This is a genomic window from Streptomyces sulfonofaciens (assembly GCF_014656295.1).
Classification (GTDB): Bacteria; Actinomycetota; Actinomycetes; order Streptomycetales; family Streptomycetaceae; genus Streptomyces; species Streptomyces sulfonofaciens.
Map to the genome: position 1 here is coordinate 110,949 of NZ_BNCD01000009.1, position 15,543 is coordinate 126,491.

11 protein-coding genes and 1 tRNA gene are annotated in these 15,543 nt (G+C 74.7%); 8 read left to right on the forward strand and 4 right to left on the reverse strand.

Annotated features, from left to right (window positions below):
* Positions 1-368: 368 nt before the first annotated feature.
* The 3 genes from IE313_RS16590 to IE313_RS16600 all read right to left on the reverse strand — a co-directional run bounded on the left by IE313_RS16590 (position 369) and on the right by IE313_RS16600 (position 5,813).
* A complete protein-coding gene (locus tag IE313_RS16590) occupies positions 369-1,268 on the reverse strand; it encodes a coiled-coil domain-containing protein (RefSeq protein ID WP_189932846.1) in 900 nt (299 codons plus the stop codon).
* A gap of 563 nt (positions 1,269-1,831) precedes the next feature.
* The gene (locus tag IE313_RS16595; protein WP_189932848.1) at positions 1,832-4,801 is read right to left on the reverse strand and encodes an SUKH-4 family immunity protein; all 2,970 of its coding nucleotides are present in this window, start codon (positions 4,799-4,801) and stop codon (positions 1,832-1,834) included.
* Between the two features lie 7 nt (positions 4,802-4,808).
* Positions 4,809-5,813 (reverse strand): SMI1/KNR4 family protein, encoded by a 1,005-nt coding sequence (locus tag IE313_RS16600; RefSeq protein WP_189932850.1) that lies wholly within the window; start codon positions 5,811-5,813, stop codon positions 4,809-4,811.
* Positions 5,814-6,206: 393 nt separating this feature from the next.
* Between IE313_RS16600 and IE313_RS16605 the strand changes: the two genes are divergently transcribed.
* Entirely contained in the window at positions 6,207-6,803 is a 597-nt protein-coding gene (locus tag IE313_RS16605) for a YwqJ-related putative deaminase (protein WP_189932852.1), read from the forward strand.
* Positions 6,804-6,981: 178 nt separating this feature from the next.
* Positions 6,982-7,497, forward strand: a complete 516-nt coding sequence (locus tag IE313_RS16610) for an SUKH-3 domain-containing protein (RefSeq protein ID WP_189932854.1) — start codon at positions 6,982-6,984, stop codon at positions 7,495-7,497.
* Between the two features lie 328 nt (positions 7,498-7,825).
* On the opposite strand, the gene IE313_RS16615 is transcribed toward IE313_RS16610, so the two are convergent.
* The gene (locus IE313_RS16615) at positions 7,826-9,142 is read right to left on the reverse strand and encodes a sensor histidine kinase (RefSeq protein WP_189932856.1); all 1,317 of its coding nucleotides are present in this window, start codon (positions 9,140-9,142) and stop codon (positions 7,826-7,828) included.
* A gap of 585 nt (positions 9,143-9,727) precedes the next feature.
* On the opposite strand from IE313_RS16615, the gene IE313_RS16620 reads away from it, so the two are divergent.
* The 6 genes from IE313_RS16620 to IE313_RS16645 all read left to right on the forward strand — a co-directional run bounded on the left by IE313_RS16620 (position 9,728) and on the right by IE313_RS16645 (position 14,950).
* Positions 9,728-9,802, forward strand: a tRNA-Gln gene (locus tag IE313_RS16620).
* Between the two features lie 140 nt (positions 9,803-9,942).
* Positions 9,943-11,562 (forward strand): bifunctional UDP-N-acetylglucosamine diphosphorylase/glucosamine-1-phosphate N-acetyltransferase GlmU, encoded by a 1,620-nt coding sequence (glmU, locus tag IE313_RS16625; protein ID WP_308439184.1) that lies wholly within the window; start codon positions 9,943-9,945, stop codon positions 11,560-11,562.
* A 271-nt stretch (positions 11,563-11,833) separates the two neighbouring features.
* The gene (locus IE313_RS16630) at positions 11,834-12,808 is read left to right on the forward strand and encodes a ribose-phosphate diphosphokinase (RefSeq protein ID WP_189932859.1); all 975 of its coding nucleotides are present in this window, start codon (positions 11,834-11,836) and stop codon (positions 12,806-12,808) included.
* Positions 12,809-13,059: 251 nt separating this feature from the next.
* Positions 13,060-13,644, forward strand: a complete 585-nt coding sequence (locus IE313_RS16635; protein WP_189932861.1) for a 50S ribosomal protein L25/general stress protein Ctc — start codon at positions 13,060-13,062, stop codon at positions 13,642-13,644.
* Positions 13,645-13,716: 72 nt separating this feature from the next.
* Positions 13,717-14,310, forward strand: coding sequence for an aminoacyl-tRNA hydrolase (gene pth / locus IE313_RS16640; protein WP_189932863.1), 594 nt, complete (start codon positions 13,717-13,719; stop codon positions 14,308-14,310).
* A gap of 115 nt (positions 14,311-14,425) precedes the next feature.
* Positions 14,426-14,950 carry a hypothetical protein gene (locus IE313_RS16645; protein ID WP_229924687.1) on the forward strand — a complete coding sequence of 175 codons (525 nt, stop codon included), beginning with the start codon at positions 14,426-14,428 and terminating at the stop codon, positions 14,948-14,950.
* Positions 14,951-15,543 lie beyond the last annotated feature (593 nt).

The window sequence follows — 15,543 nt, forward strand, 5'->3', positions numbered from 1 at the left end:
GCACTGCGGTTTCACGCAGTGCAGCCGTGGTCGTCCGCCGGCACGTCCTCCGGTGCGTCCGGCACCCGCCTCGGCCCCCCGGCCTCCGCGGCCGCCGGTCCGCCCCGTTCGTCGTGTACAGCAAGGCTAGGCAGCGGCCCCCCGCGTCTCGTCCTCCAGCAGTACGAGCGTGCCCCGGTCCGTAGTACGGAGGATCCCCTAGGGGCGCTCCACCCCGTGGAGGAGCGGATCTCGGGGTCGTCTCCACCCTTGTGCCCACGCAGCCTCCACCCCGCACACCGCGGGAGGGGCGGGCGGACCGTCGCACGCTTCTCCCGCGCCCCGTCCCACCTGCGTGGACGAGCGGGTGGCCGGGCTCGGGCCCGTGCTCAGGACCCGTCCGCCGGCGGGTCCGTCCTCCCCGTCAGGGCCAGCAGGCTGTTGCGCACCCGGTCCATGTGCACCCGCACCTCGTCGCGCTGCGCGTCGTGCTCGCGCAGGGCTCGGTCCGTCTCACGCCCGATGCGCTCCACCCGCATCCGCGCCTCCGCGAGCAGTTCCGCACCGCACGCCTCGGCGCTCTCCTGCTCGCGCCGTGCCGTCTCCCCGGCCTGCGCCAGGGCCCGCTGCGCCTCCCTCAGCCGGGCCTCGGCCTGGGCCGTGAGCTCCGCCCCGTGCACCGTGAGCTCGGCCTCCCGCTCGGCGAACTGCCGCTCCGCGGCCTCCCCGCGCTCCTTGTGCTCGCCCTCCTGGTCGGCCAGCAGGGCCGCGGCACGCTGCCGCATCTCACGCAGCGCCATCAGAGCCGCGCGGCGCGCCTCCTTCGCCTCGGTACGCGCCGCGGTACGCAGTTCGTCGGCCGTCCCACGGTCGGCCAGCAGGCGCCTCCTGGCGTATTCGTCCGCCTCCGAGCGCAGCGCCTCGGCATAGGCCCGTGCCGCGTCACGCGTCTCGCGCGCCGCGCGCACCGCCGTCTCCCTGATGCGCCGGGCCTCCTCCTCGGCGCCCGCGCGTACCGCCGACGCCTCCTCCTGGGTGAGCGCGAGGAGCTGGCGGGCACGCACGCCCAGCGTCTCGTACGTCTGCGGGGCCAGCCGGGCCGCGGCCGAGTCGAGGCGTGCCAGCTCGGCCTCCATCTCCTTGGCCATCACGGTCAGCCGGGCCGCACGCTCCCACGCCTCGTCGCGCTCCCGCGACAGGCCCCGGACGCACACGTCGACCTGTCCGGGACGGTAGCCACGGCCTCGTACGGCGGCGAAGCCGTGCGGTGACGCGGATGCAGTGCTCACCTTGTTTCCCCTCTTCCGGCAGCGGAGCAACGGTCCACGCGCGGTACGGCAGCCCCGGACGCACGACGATGCGACGCCCACGGCTCCCGCGGCAGCACGCGCGTACCACGCGATGTGGCGCACATCTTGATGGATCAAGCGGAACAGCCCATAACGCGACACTCCGCCCATCTGCCCGCCAAGGATGCACCTATTGGCGCCGGAAGTCCGAATCCGCAGAGGGGGGCGTACTGGTGTGTTGGCCCGTGGAGGCCCCCGGGAGCGCCGCCGGGCCCGAGGAAAGCCGCGGTGGTACGCACGAATGGGCGAACGGGCGAACGGGCGAGGGGCAAGCGCGCACAGCAGAACGTCCCGTACGCGCACGCGTACGGGACGTTCGGGGGCCGACGGGCCACCGGGCTGCCGGGGGCCCGGGGCTGCCGGGGGCCCGGGCGCCGGCCACTCGGTCCGCGAGGCCGTGGGCCTGCTGGTCTGCGAGGCCGCCCGCCCGCCGGGGGCCGGGGCCGCCGGGCTGACTGACTGGCTGACTGACTGACTGACTGACTGGGTGACTGGCTGACTGGCTAGAGAAGCCCGTCCCACATCTGTTCGAGGAGGACGGACCACCAGCTCTCCGGGGACGCGAGCGCCGCCTGGTCGAGCGACGCCAACTGGGCCTGGAAGTCGACCGTCCACCGTCCGGCCTGCTCCTGGTCGAGCCCGGCGCGCAGCGGCCACATCCGGCCGAGCAGGGCCAGGCAGCGAACGAACTCGGGCAGGCCCGTGTTCACGAACTGCGGGGGAACGGGCGCACCGCCCGGGCCCGCCTCCACCGGTACGGCCACGATGTTCGCCGTGCCGTACTGGACGCTGACCGCCCGCCCGAAGTCGCTGCCCACCACCAGGTAGGAGCCCGCGTCGGGCGCGGGCTGCACGCCGCGCTCCTGGGCCAGCTCCTGGAGCGTGGGCACCGGGCGGCCCGGCTGGGCCTGCGCCCAGAAGAAGGGCCGCACGTCCAGGGGCAGCCCCGCCCACATCAGCGTCACCGCGACCGCCTCCGGCACGCCCTGGCGGGACACCGCAAGCTGGTCGAAGCGGAAGATGCCGGGACCGTACGCGGCCGCAAGTTCCTGGGCGACACCCTCCGGCGGCAGCGGCGGCGCGGGCGGCACCGGCGGCAGCGGCGCACGCACCGGCGCGAGCCGCGCCGGGCCGTCCGCCACCTGGTGCAGCTCGCCCTGGTGCGCGAGCAGTTGCTGCATGCCCTGCTGCCGCGACGCGTGGTCCCTGCCGTACGGGGCGATCGAGGTGATGCGCGCCTGCGGCCAGTTCTCCCGGATCATACGGGCGCAGTACGCGCCCGGCAGCTCGCAGGACTCCAGCTCGGTGTGGAGTTCGAGGACCTGCTGGGGAGGGACGTTCATCGCGTGCAGCTCGTGCAGGATCTGCCACTCCGGATGCGGCATGCCCGGCGCGGAACGGCGGATGAGCTGCTGTTCGGAGCCGTCCGCCGCGCGGTAGCGCAGCACCGCCTGGTAGCCGGGGCCGACCGTCGGCAGGCCGGCCGGCTGCTGCGGATACCCGTACGCCGCGGGCGGCGGCGGGGCGCCGGGCAGGGAGTGGCCGGGCGGAGGCGGCGGCATGCCGGGACCGCCGGGCGGCGGCGGAGTCGCACCCGGAGGAGGCGGAGTGCCACCCGGGGGCGGCGGAGCGGCACCCGGAGGAGGCGGCGGCGCGCCGGGGCCGCCGACGGCCGGACCCGCCAGCATCGTCGCCGCCTGGTGCACCCCGCCGCCCGGCGGCTGCGCACCGGGGCTCACGCCGCGCGGCGGGGTGCCGGGGGCGCCGGGCGGGGGCGGCGGAGTCGCGCCCGGAGGAGGCGGCGGGCCGGCCGGGGCGCCGGGCGCACCCGGGGCGGGCGGCCTGGGCAGGCCGAGGCCGCCCTGGCTCGGGTCGGCCAGCATCGTCGCCGCCTGGTGCACGCCCCCCGGTGGGGTCCCGGGGGTGCCGGGCAGGGGCGGTGTCGCGCCGGGCGGCGGAGGCGGACCGGCCGGAGCACCCGGGGCGGGCGGGCCGCCGGCGCCCGGCGCACCGGGACCGTCCGGACCCAGCGCCGACACCAGTTGCGTCGGGACGTAACCGCCCGCGGGGACACCGGGCACACCCGGGCCGGACGCGGGCGGCTCGGCCGCACCGCGGGCACCCGCAGGGCCGGGAGCGCCCGGTACACCAGGCTTACCCGGTACATCCGGTACGCCAGGCGCGCCCGGAGCACCGGGCGCACTCGCGGCGCCGTGCACGCCTGCCGCGCCCGCCGGAGGCGGGCCGGACGGCCCGGCGCCACCGCTCGGCCCGCCCGGCGGCGGACCGTCCGGCACAGCGCCGTACGGAGGCATGCCCTGCGGGCCACCCGGTGCGCCGGCGCCCTGCGGAGCCTCGGGAGCGCCGGAAGCCTGCGGCGGCGGAGCACCCGGCCCGCCAGGAGCACCCGGCCCCCCAGGACCGTCAGGGCCACCCGGCCCGCCAGGACCGGCGGGACCACCCGGCCCACCGGCACCGATGGAGTCCCCCGGTGCGCCGGGAACAGCAGAAACACCGGGCGCGCCCGCACCATCCGAAACGCCGGGACCACCCGGACCACCCGGCCCGCTGGACCCGCCAACCCCGCCAGGCCCACCCGACCCGCCAGGCGCACCTGCGTCCCCGGCTGCACCTGCACCCCCGGCTGCGCCCGCGCCCTGCGGGTACCCGTATGCCGGCGCCCCCGGCCCCGCCAGGGGGTCGAGCGCGGGCGACACCGCGGTCGGCGGCAACTGGCTGCCGCCCGACATCAGTGCCGTCTTCGCCTCAGGCGCCGCATGGGGCGGCGGCGCCTGGTCCTCGTCCAGGCCCGCGATCTGCGGCGCGAAGACGGTGGCGGGCAGCGGCACGGAGCGGTCCTCGCCGGCGTTGGTGTCGGTGCCGGCCCACGGAGTCGGCTCCGGCACGGCGTCCGGCGTCCGGCCGTCCTCCCTGGCCGGCGCGCCCTCTGCGAACCCGGCACCGGGAGCACCGAGAGCACCCGCAGCACCGGAACCCGTCGCTCCGCCGGCCTCACCGGCCGCCGGAGCCCCGTCCCCGGCAGCCGCGCCCCCGGCAGCAGCACCCGAGCGGGACGCGCCCGAGCGCCGGTCCGGGACGCCCAGCCTGTCCGCCGCCTCCTGGAGCCACTCCGGCGGACTCAGCAGGAACGACGTCTGATTGAGGTCGACACGCTCCGCGGCGGCAGCGGGGGCGGGCCGCGCCGGATCGTCCGGGGCCCCGTACTCCTCCTCGTACCGCCGGATCACCTCGCCGACCGGCAGTCCCGGCCACAGCGTCGCCGCCCCGCCGTTCCGCGGGATCACCAGCCGCTGCGCGCCGCCCTCCGAGCGGGGCCGGTCGGCACGGTCCTCGGCCCAGACGACGAAGCCCAGCTCGAACTCCCGCACCCGCACCTCGCGGTGCTCGTACGCGGGCACTCCGGCGTTGATCCACTCCTCGGCACGGTCCTGCGCCTGAGCGAACGTCACCATCGGCTCCTCACTCCCCCACCGGAACGGCGCGCGCGAAGCCGCCGTCCACCATCAGGTCGGCCACGGTCCGAAGCTCCGGCGGGTTCCCCGCGAGACGGGCCAGAAAGGTGTCGAAGTCGTCGCCGCACGGCAGCAGCAGCCGGGCCACCCGGTCGGCCACCGCCCAGCCGTCCTGGTCGCGCGCGTCGTCGTACGCGCAGAACCACACCGAGCCCCGCCCCTCGCCCTTGACCTTCAGCGCGAGCAGACCGCCCTGCACGAAGGCGACACCGAGGTAGTCCTTGGTCAGGTGGTCGCGCAGGCACTTGTTCACGTACACCAGGTCGTCGACCGCCGCCTCGCCGCGCACCGTGAAGAACGGCTGGTCCACCAGCAGCCCCAGTTGGGCGTCGAGCGCCGCGCCCATCGGCGCGCAGCCCCCCGCGGCCTTCAGGAACGAGCGGTACGCCCCGGGCAGCCGGTACCCCAGGTCCTCCTCGATGCCCTGCACCTGCCGCTCCGGGACCGCGGTCCCGCGCTCCGGCAGCCCGAAGTGCGCGGGGCGGGAGTCCTGGAGCGGACGCGTGCCGCGCTTGTTCTGATCCACCGCGGCCGTCGCGAGGCCGCCGTGGTGCCGCAGCAGGGCCTTCACCTCGACGGGCACCAGCTCGAGGCGGCGCGAGGACGGCACGTGGTGCCAGGTCCAGCCGTGCGGGGTCGCCACCGGGGACCTGCCGGTCCACAGGTCATGGCCGCGCGCCGCGAGCGCGGCGTTCGCCGACACGTAGTCCGTCAGCCGCAGCTCGTCCACGCCGAAGCCCTCGGGGGGCTCCGCTATCTCGGCCGCGGCGCACGCGTAGGGCGAGAAGTCGGGATAACCCCGCTCGTCCACCCGAACACCCCTGGGGTGCCGGGCGGCCCGCACCGGATCCGGGAAGTGCACAACCTGCCCGGCGTACGCCGCATTAGGCGGTGCGGCGTGTCCCCCGGCCCGGGCGCCAGGCGCCCCAAGACCGAGCCGACCTGTCGTCATGGCGGTAGCCCCCTGCTGCGTCCTGCTGTGTCAGTGCCTGCTGCTGTGTCAGTGCCTGCTGCGCCCAGCGCGTGCCAGGTCCCTGGTCTGCCGTCCACGCCGACCTCGCGTCCGCGCGGACCCTCCTCGTGTCCGCGCCCGCCGGTTACGCGGCCTCCCACGGATGACGACAGCCTAAGCCGTAGGGCCGCACCGGTCACCGGCCCTCCGTTTCGGTGACCTCCAGTCACCCGATGATGACGGTGGGCCCCCTCATCAGCGTGTCGCAGGGGCTCAGCTTCCACACCGGCCGTCCCATTTGGCAGGCTGTCCCCGCAACTCGGGGGCGTGACACCTGCGGCGACTGCCGGAGTCACGGGGTCCACTGCCGGGGGCCGGGAGGGAAGCACCACCATGCACACCGCACAAACGAATACGGGAACGGACCGGGGATCGGGACTCAGCCGCCCCCGCGCCCACGTCCACCTGCCCGGCCAGGCCGCCGCAGGCTCCCGGCCCGGCGCTCCGGGCACCCCGGCAGCCCCCCAGGCCGGCCGGCGCGGCACCGCTTTCCACGCGCCCGTGCTCCGCCACCGCCGTGACGGCATCCTGCCCACGGTGGCCGCGGCGCTGTCCGTACGCGGCACCACGCTCACCGGCACGGCCGCCCGCGGCGACCAGTCGCCCGTCCTGCACCCGCTCGTCCAGTCGTTCCTGGACGCCCTGCCGAGCGACCAGCGGGACCGTTTCACCGGGCGCTGCGCCGAGACGCTGCTCATCTCCCGCCGGCTCGGCACCGCGGACGCCGAGCGCAGCAAGCGCGCCCGCCGCAAGCCGATGTCCCCCTCCGAGGCACGCAAGGCGCTCAAGAACGCCAAGCTCACGGCCCGGCACATCCGCGAGGACGGCGACCCGCTGCACGGCAGCTTCGCCCACCCCTGCCGTGCCTGCACCGCACTCGCCGAGCACCTGGGGATCCGCGTCGTCGACCCCGCCGCACCGGAGGGCTGACGCCACCGCCCCCCGAACCCACGCCCGAGTGCGCCCGCCACGGGCGGCCGCCGCACGGCCGACCACAGCCCGCGCGCGCCGCGCGGCCAGTCCCGCCCGAGGGCCGGGGCCGCGGCCCGACCGCCGCAGCAGCCCCGCAGGCCCCACCGCCACGACGTCCGGAACGAAACAGCAACCGATGCACCCCGATCGCTCCTCCACCACCCGCTTTCCCGTGCCCGTCGACGCCGCCCTGCGCGCAGCCGGCTGGCAGCCCGGGCGCTGGGACATCAAGCAGGCCGAGTACTGGGCCGACACCCTGCGCGCGCACAGCTCGCCCGCGGGCCACCAGCACGCGATCTTCCCGGCCGCGGTCGAGGCCTGGGCCGAGTTCGGCGGCCTCCACATCAGCCCGACGGGCCCCGGCAGCCGGGTCGCCCCCGCCGTGCTGCACCTGGACCCCCTGCACGGCCTCCACATGGCCCGCACCCTCGGCGACCTCGGGCGCGCGCTGGACACGGAGGTCTGCCCGCTCGGCCAGGAGGTCTCGGGCGCCGAGGACACCGGCGAGCCACAGGCCCTGCTGGCCATCGACAGCACGGGGCGCGTCTACAGCCTCGACCACAGTGGCGACTGGTACCTCGGCCCGGACCTCGACCACGCGCTCGCCACCCTCATCTCGGGCACCGAGCCCCAGCGGCTCACCACCGGGTGAGCCACGGGCCGGGCCCACCGGGTGCACCGGGCGAGCTGCGGTCCAGGCGCGACGAGACGTACGGCGCCGCCGGCCGCGTGGGGCGTACGGCATCCCGTCGGCCTCTTGACGGGCACTGGCGCGACCGCATCCTGACGGGGCCCGGCGCAAACCGCTGCCCCGGGGGGCCCGGTGCGCCCCGCCTCCTCCGAGGCCGGTACACCCCGCCTCCCCCGGAACCGGCACGGGTCGCGCCCCGCGGGAGCGGTACCCGGACCAAGCCCCCAGTCCTCATAGCCCCAGTCCCCAGCCCCCAGCTCAGCTCCCAGCCCCCAAGCCTGCCAGCCCCCTACGAGGCCGGTATCACCGCGGACACCCGGAACCCGCCCGCGTCCGTCGGCCCGGACACGAAGACGCCGCCCAGGGCCGACACCCGCTCCTTCATGCCCACCAGGCCGTTGCCCCCGCTCGGCAGCCGCGCGCTCTCGCCCTCGCCGTCCGGGACCGACTCGTTCTCCACCTGCATCGCGATCTCCGACCTGCGGCGCGCCAGCCGCACGTAGGTCTTCGCGCCCGCCGCGTGCTTGTGGACGTTCGTCAGCGCCTCCTGCACGACCCGGTACGCCGTCTGCTCCACCGCCGCCGGGTACCCGCGCTCCACGCCCTCCACCGACAGCTCCACCACCATGCCCGCGACCCGGGACTGGTCCACCAGTTCGTCCAGCTCGGCGAGTGTCGGCCCGTCCTGCGCGGCGTCCGCCGACCGGTCGCCCACCGCACGGGAGGCCGCGGCTGCCGCCGCCGCGCCCACCGCGGCCAGCGGGACCGGCTCGTGGTGCGCGAGGCTCTCCCCCGCGCGCAGCACGCCCAGCATCGACCGCAGCTCCGTCAGCGCCTGGCGGCCCATGTCCCCGACGATCGCGGCGTTCTTCACCGCCTTCTCGGGGTCCTTGCGCGCCACCGCCTGCAACGCCGCGGCGTGCACCACCATCAGGCTCACCCGGTGCGCCACGACGTCGTGCATCTCACGGGCGATCCGGGTCCGCTCCTCGCCCCGCGCCCACTCCGCGCGCTCCTCCGCACGCTCCGCGAGCAACTGGAGCTCCCGCTCCAGCGAGTCCGCGCGCTCCCGCAGGCTCTCCATCAGCCGCCTGCGCGCCCCCACATACAGGCCGAGCAGCACCGGAGGCGCGGTGACCCCGAGCGATGTGGTGATGGCGAGGAAGGGGACGAACCAGTCGCCGATGGTCAGATGCCCGTGCCCCACGTCCTGCCGGGCCCGCACAAAGGTCACGATCATGGTGCCCGCGAGCGACATGCCCGCCAGCGCACCGATGATGCGCCGCGGCAGTTCGCAGGCCGCGAGCGTGTAGAGCCCCACGAGGCCCATCACGAAGCCCATCTGGGCCGGCGTCACCGCGATCGACACCAGCACGACCGCGATCGGCCAGCGCCGCCGCACCACGAGTACCGAGCCCGCGAGGAGGCCGAAAACCACCCCTACAGGAACCGGTAGTCCCGCATCCCCCGAGAAGTCGATCCCCTCGGCCCCGCACTCCAGGGCCGACACCAGCCCCAGCCCCACGTCCAGTACCGCACTGCGCCGACGCGCCCACCACCACGGCCCTCCCCGGGCCGTGGCGCGGTTTTCCCCCGTCGTGGTCATGCCCCCAGCGTACGGGCGCGGGGGGCTGCTTCTTCGAGGGGTTTTCCCCGGCGTGGCGGTGTGCGCCCGGACACGGACGCACACACGAGGCATGCGATCTCGCCACGGCGAGGACGCGTTCGACGAGTCCGGGCCCGCGCCCAACCGCCCCGCCCCCACCACCAGGCACCCCCACCACCAGGCACCCCCGCGCCCGGCACCCGGCACCCGGCACCCGGCAACACCCCCGCAGCGCCCGGCCCCGCAAACCGACGGCACCCGCCCAGCGGCGCACGCCACCCAGCCGCATGCCGCCTCCCGCACGACACGGACACACCCCGCACCGCACCGCGACACGGACGCACCACGCACCGCACCACGACACGGACACACCCCGACCGCCCCATCCACCCGGCCACCCCGGCCGCCCCACCCACCCCATGACCACGCACACCGCGCCCCGCAACCGCCCGCACCACCACACGGCGGCCCCCACCCCCACACAAGGAGGCCACGTGCACCGTCGCACGGAGGGCATCCGGTACGGCATAGTGGTGGAAGCTCGACTCGACAACCCGGCCCAATGTCCGGTTTAGTGGAGTCTGATCCCCTGTGGTGTAATTGGCAGCACTGCGGTTTTTGGTGCCGTATGTCCAGGTTCAAGTCCTGGCGGGGGAGCCATGCGGTCCGGGTCCCGGCCTTCCAGGTCGGGACCCGCTTCCGTTTCCGGCCCCCTTCGCCCCGGTATCCTGCGGATGTCCCCAGCCGAAACACCTGGACGTCCCCCGCACCCCCAGTCGAAGGGCAGTCTTGTGAGCGCCATCGATCCCCGAGTTCCTGGCTCCGCTCGAACAGGGGAGACCCCGCCGGCAGCCGTCGTCGTCCTCGCCGCCGGCGAGGGCACCCGCATGAGGTCGGCGACTCCGAAGGTCCTGCACGACATCTGCGGCCGCTCGCTGGTCGGGCACGTGCTCGCGGCGGCGCGGGAGTTGGAGCCCGAGCAGGTGGTCGTCGTGGTCGGCCACGGCCGCGAGCAGGTGGCGGCGCACTGCGCCGCGGTGGACCCGGCGGCCAGGACGGCGGTGCAGCACGAGCAGCGGGGCACGGGCCACGCGGTGCGGGTCGGCCTGGAGGAGCTGCACGGCACGCGGGCCGATGCGGCGGGCGCGGCGGCGAACGGGTCGGGCGCCGTGCCCGCCGTCGCGGGCACGGTGGTCGTCGTGTGCGGCGACACCCCGCTGCTCACCGGGGAAACGCTTCAGCGGCTGGCCTGGGCGCACACCGCCGACGGCAACGCGGTGACGGTGCTCACGGCCCGGGTGCCGGACGCCACCGGCTACGGCCGGATCGTGCGGGACGAGGCGTCCGGCGCGGTGCTGGCGATCGTGGAGCACAAGGATGCGACCGAGGAGCAGCGGGAGATCCAGGAGATCAACTCCGGGGTGTTCGCGTTCGACGGCCGGCTGCTCGCGGAGGCACTGGGGCGGGTGCGCGCGGACAACAGCCAGGGTGAGGAGTACCTGACCGACGTGCTGGGGATCCTGCGGGCGCAGGGGCACCGGGTGGGCGCCGCGGTGGCCGACGACCACCGGGAGATCGTGGGGATCAACAACCGCGTGCAGCTCGCCGAGGCCCGGCGGATCCTGAACGACCGCCTGCTGGAACGGGCGATGCTCGCGGGCGTGACGGTCGTGGACCCGGCGTCGACCTGGGTGGACGCCACCGTCACCTTCGGCCAGGACGTGATCGTGCACCCCGGCACGCAGCTCATCGGCGCCACGCATCTCGCGGAGGGCTGCGAGGTGGGCCCGCACTCGCGCCTCACCGACACGCTGGTGGGCGCGGGGGCCCGGGTGCACACGGCGGTCACGGACGCCGCGGAGGTCGGCGCGGGAGCGTCGGTGGGCCCGTACGCGTACCTGCGTCCCGGCACGCGGATGGGGCCGAAGGCGAAGGCCGGCACGTACGTGGAGATGAAGAACGCCTCGATCGGCGAGGGCACGAAGGTGCCGCACCTGTCGTACGTGGGCGACGCGACGATCGGCGCGTTCACCAACATCGGCGCGGCGAGCGTCTTCGTGAACTACGACGGTCAGGAGAAGCATCACACGACCGTGGGGTCGCATTGTCGTACCGGTTCGGACAATATGTTTGTGGCCCCGGTGACGGTTGGTGACGGTGCATACACGGCCGCGGGGTCGGTGATCACGAAGAACGTGCCGCCGGGCGCACTGGCGGTGGCACGCGGCCAGCAGCGGAACATCGACGGCTGGGTGGAGCGCAAGCGCCCGGGCAGCGCGGCGGCGAAGGCCGCCGAGGCGGCCCAGGACGCGGCGCCGGGTGAGCAGGCACCGGAGTCCGCGCGGTCCGCGGGCGCCGGCGGAGCGGAGGCGGCCCGGGCGGCGGGCGGCACCGGAGGCGGCTCGGACAACGGCGTCTGAGAGCCGGCTCCCGAGAGCCCGGGTCGGTGTCGGAGTGGAAGGTGCGGCGGCGGCCCCGAACCCTGTGGGTCGCCTGGAATCGGTCGAACGCTGCCGGAAGCTGATGGGAACTGTCCGAAAATTGGTGCGTCAAAGGCGGCGTACCGTGTTACGTGCACAAACGCGGGGGCTTGGGGGTGTCCCCTGAGCACACCGCGGCTGGCTCGTCGCTGAGGGACGCGATCGGGTGCAGCAGTCTGACAACCCAGAGAGACGCCGAGGAGACGGTGCTGTGACCGGGATCAAGACGACGGGCGAGAAGAAGCTGATGTTCTTCTCCGGCCGCGCCCACCCTGAGTTGGCCCAGGAGGTGGCCCATCAGCTCGGTGTCGGGATGGTGCCGACGAAGGCCTTCGACTTCGCCAACGGCGAGATCTACGTCCGCTACCAGGAGTCGGCTCGTGGCGCCGACTGCTTTCTGATCCAGAGCCACACGGCGCCGATCAACAAGTGGATCATGGAGCAGTTGATCATGATCGATGCTCTGAAGCGGGCCTCCGCGCGGAGCATCACGGTGATCGTGCCCTTCTACGGATACGCGCGGCAGGACAAGAAGCACCGCGGGCGCGAGCCGATCTCGGCCCGGCTGGTGGCCGACCTGATGAAGACGGCGGGCGCGGACCGGATCCTCACGGTCGACCTGCACACCGACCAGATCCAGGGGTTCTTCGACGGCCCCGTCGACCACCTCTTCGCACTGCCGATCCTGGCCGACTACGTGGGGGCCAAGGTCGACCGGGACAAGCTGACGGTGGTCTCGCCGGACGCGGGCCGGGTACGGGTCGCCGACCGCTGGTGCGACCGCCTCGGAGCGCCCCTGGCGATCGTGCACAAGCGCCGGGACAAGGACGTGGCGAACCAGGTCACGGTGCACGAGGTGGTCGGCGACGTCGCGGACCGGGTGTGCGTCCTGGTCGACGACATGATCGACACCGGAGGCACGATCTGCGCCGCGGCCGACGCGCTCTTCGCGCACGGCGCGGCGGACGTGATCGTGACGGCCACGCACGGTGTGCTGTCCGGACCGGCGGCCGACCGGCTGAAGAACTCGAAGGTCAGCGAGTTCGTCTTCACCGACACGCTGCCGACCCCGAGCGAGCTGGAACTGGACAAGATCACGGTCCTGTCGATCGCGCCGACCATCGCCACGGCGTGCCGCGAGGTCTTCGAGGACGGCTCCGTGACCAGTCTCTTCGAGGAGCAGTGAGACCCCGGCGGCGGCCCGGCGCCGCCGCCGGCCGGATGTGATCCTTTTGGGCGCGGCCTCCCGCTCCGGGTAACCTGTCAGCGTTGCTCGGCGAGGGAGGCCGCGCCCATGTGGTGCGGCGGTCCGTTATCGACGCGCTCTTCGTGGCAGGCCAGTCGTGTGGCCGGGTGACTTCTCAGGTCCGTGAGGGCAGGGGACCCCGTTCCGTCACTGGATGACGTGCAAGACGTCAAGAGTTGCGAGGAGTGCAGATGTCCGAGGTCAAGCTGGCCGCCGAGCCCCGTACCGAGTTCGGCAAGGGCGCGGCGCGCCGCATCCGCCGCGCGGACAAGGTGCCGGGCGTGGTCTACGGCCACGGCGCCGCCCCGGTCCACATCACGCTGCCCGGCCATGACCTGCTCATGGCCCTGCGTACCCCGAACGTGCTGCTCGCCCTCGACATCGAGGGCAAGAGCCAGCTCGCGATCCCGAAGGCGATCCAGCGCGACCCTCTGAAGGGCTTCCTGGAGCACGTCGACCTGCTGCTGGTCAACCGCGGCGAGAAGGTCAGCGTCGAGATCCCGGTGCACACCGAGGGCGAGCTGGCGCCCGGCGGCAACCTCCTGGAGCACGTGCTCAACGCGCTGCCGGTCGAGGCCGAGGCCACCCACATCCCCGAGTCCGTGACGGTCTCCGTCGAGGGCCTGGAGTCCGGCGCCGCCGTCCTGGCGAAGGACATCAAGCTGCCGGCGGGCGTCTCGCTCGGCGTGGAGGAGGACACGGTCGTCCTCCAGGTGCTGTCCGCCCAGGCCGAGGAGGCGCCGGCCGAGGGCGCCGCGGAGGGCGAAGAGGCCTAGGATCGGCCGGACGAGTTGTCAGCAGCCGCCCTCCCCAGGGCGGCTGCTGTCGTGTGGTGAGGAGGTACGGGGATGGCGGACAGCGGCGGGGCCTGGCTCGTGGTGGGCCTCGGCAACCCGGGCCCGGAGTATGCCGGCAACCGGCACAACGTCGGGTTCATGGCGGCCGATCTGCTGGCCGGCCGGATGGGCGGCGCGTTCAAGCGGGCGGCCAGGGCGCAGGCCCAGGTGCTGGAGGGGCGGATCGGCCCGCCGGGGCCCGGCAGCCGACGGGTGGTGCTCGTGAAGCCGGCGTCGTACATGAACCTGTCCGGCGGGCCCGTGACGGCCCTGCGGGACTTCTACAAGGTGCCGACGGACCACATCGTGGCGATCCACGACGAACTGGATATCGACTACGGCACCCTGCGGCTGAAGCTGGGCGGCGGCGACAACGGCCACAACGGCCTGAAGTCCATGACGAAGGCGATGGGCCCGGACTACCACCGGGTGCGGTTCGGCATCGGGCGGCCGCCGGGGCGGATGCAGGTGGCCGACTTCGTGCTGAAGGACTTCTCGTCGACCGAGCGCAAGGAACTCGACTACTTCGTCGACCGGGCGGCGGACGCGGTGGAGTGCCTGGTCACGGAGGGCCTGGAACGTGCACAGAGCACATACAACTCCTGACCGGTACCCATACAACTCCTGACGACTCCGGTCACTTGTGATCTGTCACCGCACTTGCCGCATCCCTCACCGACGCGGTTGACCGAGCGCTGTCCCATGGCCAAGGATCGCCGCCATGCCTGGCATGACCTCGGCGCGGCGCATCGGCAGGGCCGTCAAGCGGAGCCGGATGCGCAGGGCCGGCGAGAGCGCGTACGGACTCCTCCTGCTGCTCCGGCAACTGGTGCTGGCCGGGGTGGTGGCACTGCTGGTGGCCGCGGGCCTCTGGGCGTCCTGGCACCCGGCCCAGCAGGCGATGGCCACCGGTGGGCGCGGCACCCTGACCGTCGCGGACTGCTCGCGCGAGCGCTGCACGGGCTCCTACGCCCCCTCGGCCCCCGGCGCGGCGCCCAGCGACCACGTGATCCTCGAACAGGCACTGGGCGCGCACCAGGGCACGAAGGTGCCGGTGGCCCGGGGAGACGGCGACGAGGTGGTCAGGGCCGGCTGGGCGGGGCTGCTGCGGGCCTGCCTGCCGCTTGGCGGTGCGCTGCTGCTGGCCGCGGTGGTGGTCGCGGGCGGCCTGCGACTGCGCAGGACCGCCCGGGTGACCGGCCTCCTCGGCCTCGCGCTGCTGGCGGCCGCCGCCCTCACCATGTGAGCCGGCCGGCCCACCACCCGCGGGGGCGCGCGCACGGACCGCACTCACCAGGAATGCCCGACATCCGGAACGGCAAGCCCGCGGGCGCGCGCACGGACCGCACACGACTCGGACGGGCGGGAGCGACGCGCGGGACCCCGAGGGAGGAGAGCGACGGGCGGGAGCCGGCACGCGAGAGCCGACGGACGGGAGCTACGCGCGGGAGCGGCGCGCGGGACCCGGCACGCGGGCCCGACGGCGAGAGCCGACACGCAGGAGCGACACGCGAGAGCCGACGGACGAGAACGACGCGCCAGAGCAGGCGCGCGCGACCCGACACGCGGGACCCGACACGCGGGAGCGACGGGCGGGCCGATGCGGCGCCTCGTCCGTCGCTCCCCTCCCACCTTCCGGCGCCCTCGTCACCACGGGTGCCGTCACCTGCCGCCTTCCCCACGGGCGCCGACCCCCATCGGCGCACTCGACCGGCAGACGACGGCGTGCACACGCCGGGACACCGGGTGTGGCAGCGGCCCGGTGGACGTGGGCCGCCGCGCCGGTGGCCGGCCCCGCGGGTCCGCCGCGGTCCCCCCGGCGTTCGGACGTCCCCCTCC

Coding starts and splice junctions, on each gene's coding strand:
- IE313_RS16600 (WP_189932850.1), bottom strand. CDS start 5,813: ATGACGACAGGTCGGCTCGGTCTTGGGGCGCCTGGCGCCCGGGCCGGG.
- IE313_RS16615 (WP_189932856.1), bottom strand. CDS start 9,142: ATGACCACGACGGGGGAAAACCGCGCCACGGCCCGGGGAGGGCCGTGG.
- IE313_RS16635 (WP_189932861.1), top strand. CDS start 13,060: ATGTCCGAGGTCAAGCTGGCCGCCGAGCCCCGTACCGAGTTCGGCAAG.
- IE313_RS16610 (WP_189932854.1), top strand. CDS start 6,982: ATGCACCCCGATCGCTCCTCCACCACCCGCTTTCCCGTGCCCGTCGAC.
- IE313_RS16605 (WP_189932852.1), top strand. CDS start 6,207: ATGCACACCGCACAAACGAATACGGGAACGGACCGGGGATCGGGACTC.
- pth (WP_189932863.1), top strand. CDS start 13,717: ATGGCGGACAGCGGCGGGGCCTGGCTCGTGGTGGGCCTCGGCAACCCG.
- IE313_RS16645 (WP_229924687.1), top strand. CDS start 14,426: ATGCCTGGCATGACCTCGGCGCGGCGCATCGGCAGGGCCGTCAAGCGG.
- IE313_RS16595 (WP_189932848.1), bottom strand. CDS start 4,801: ATGGTGACGTTCGCTCAGGCGCAGGACCGTGCCGAGGAGTGGATCAAC.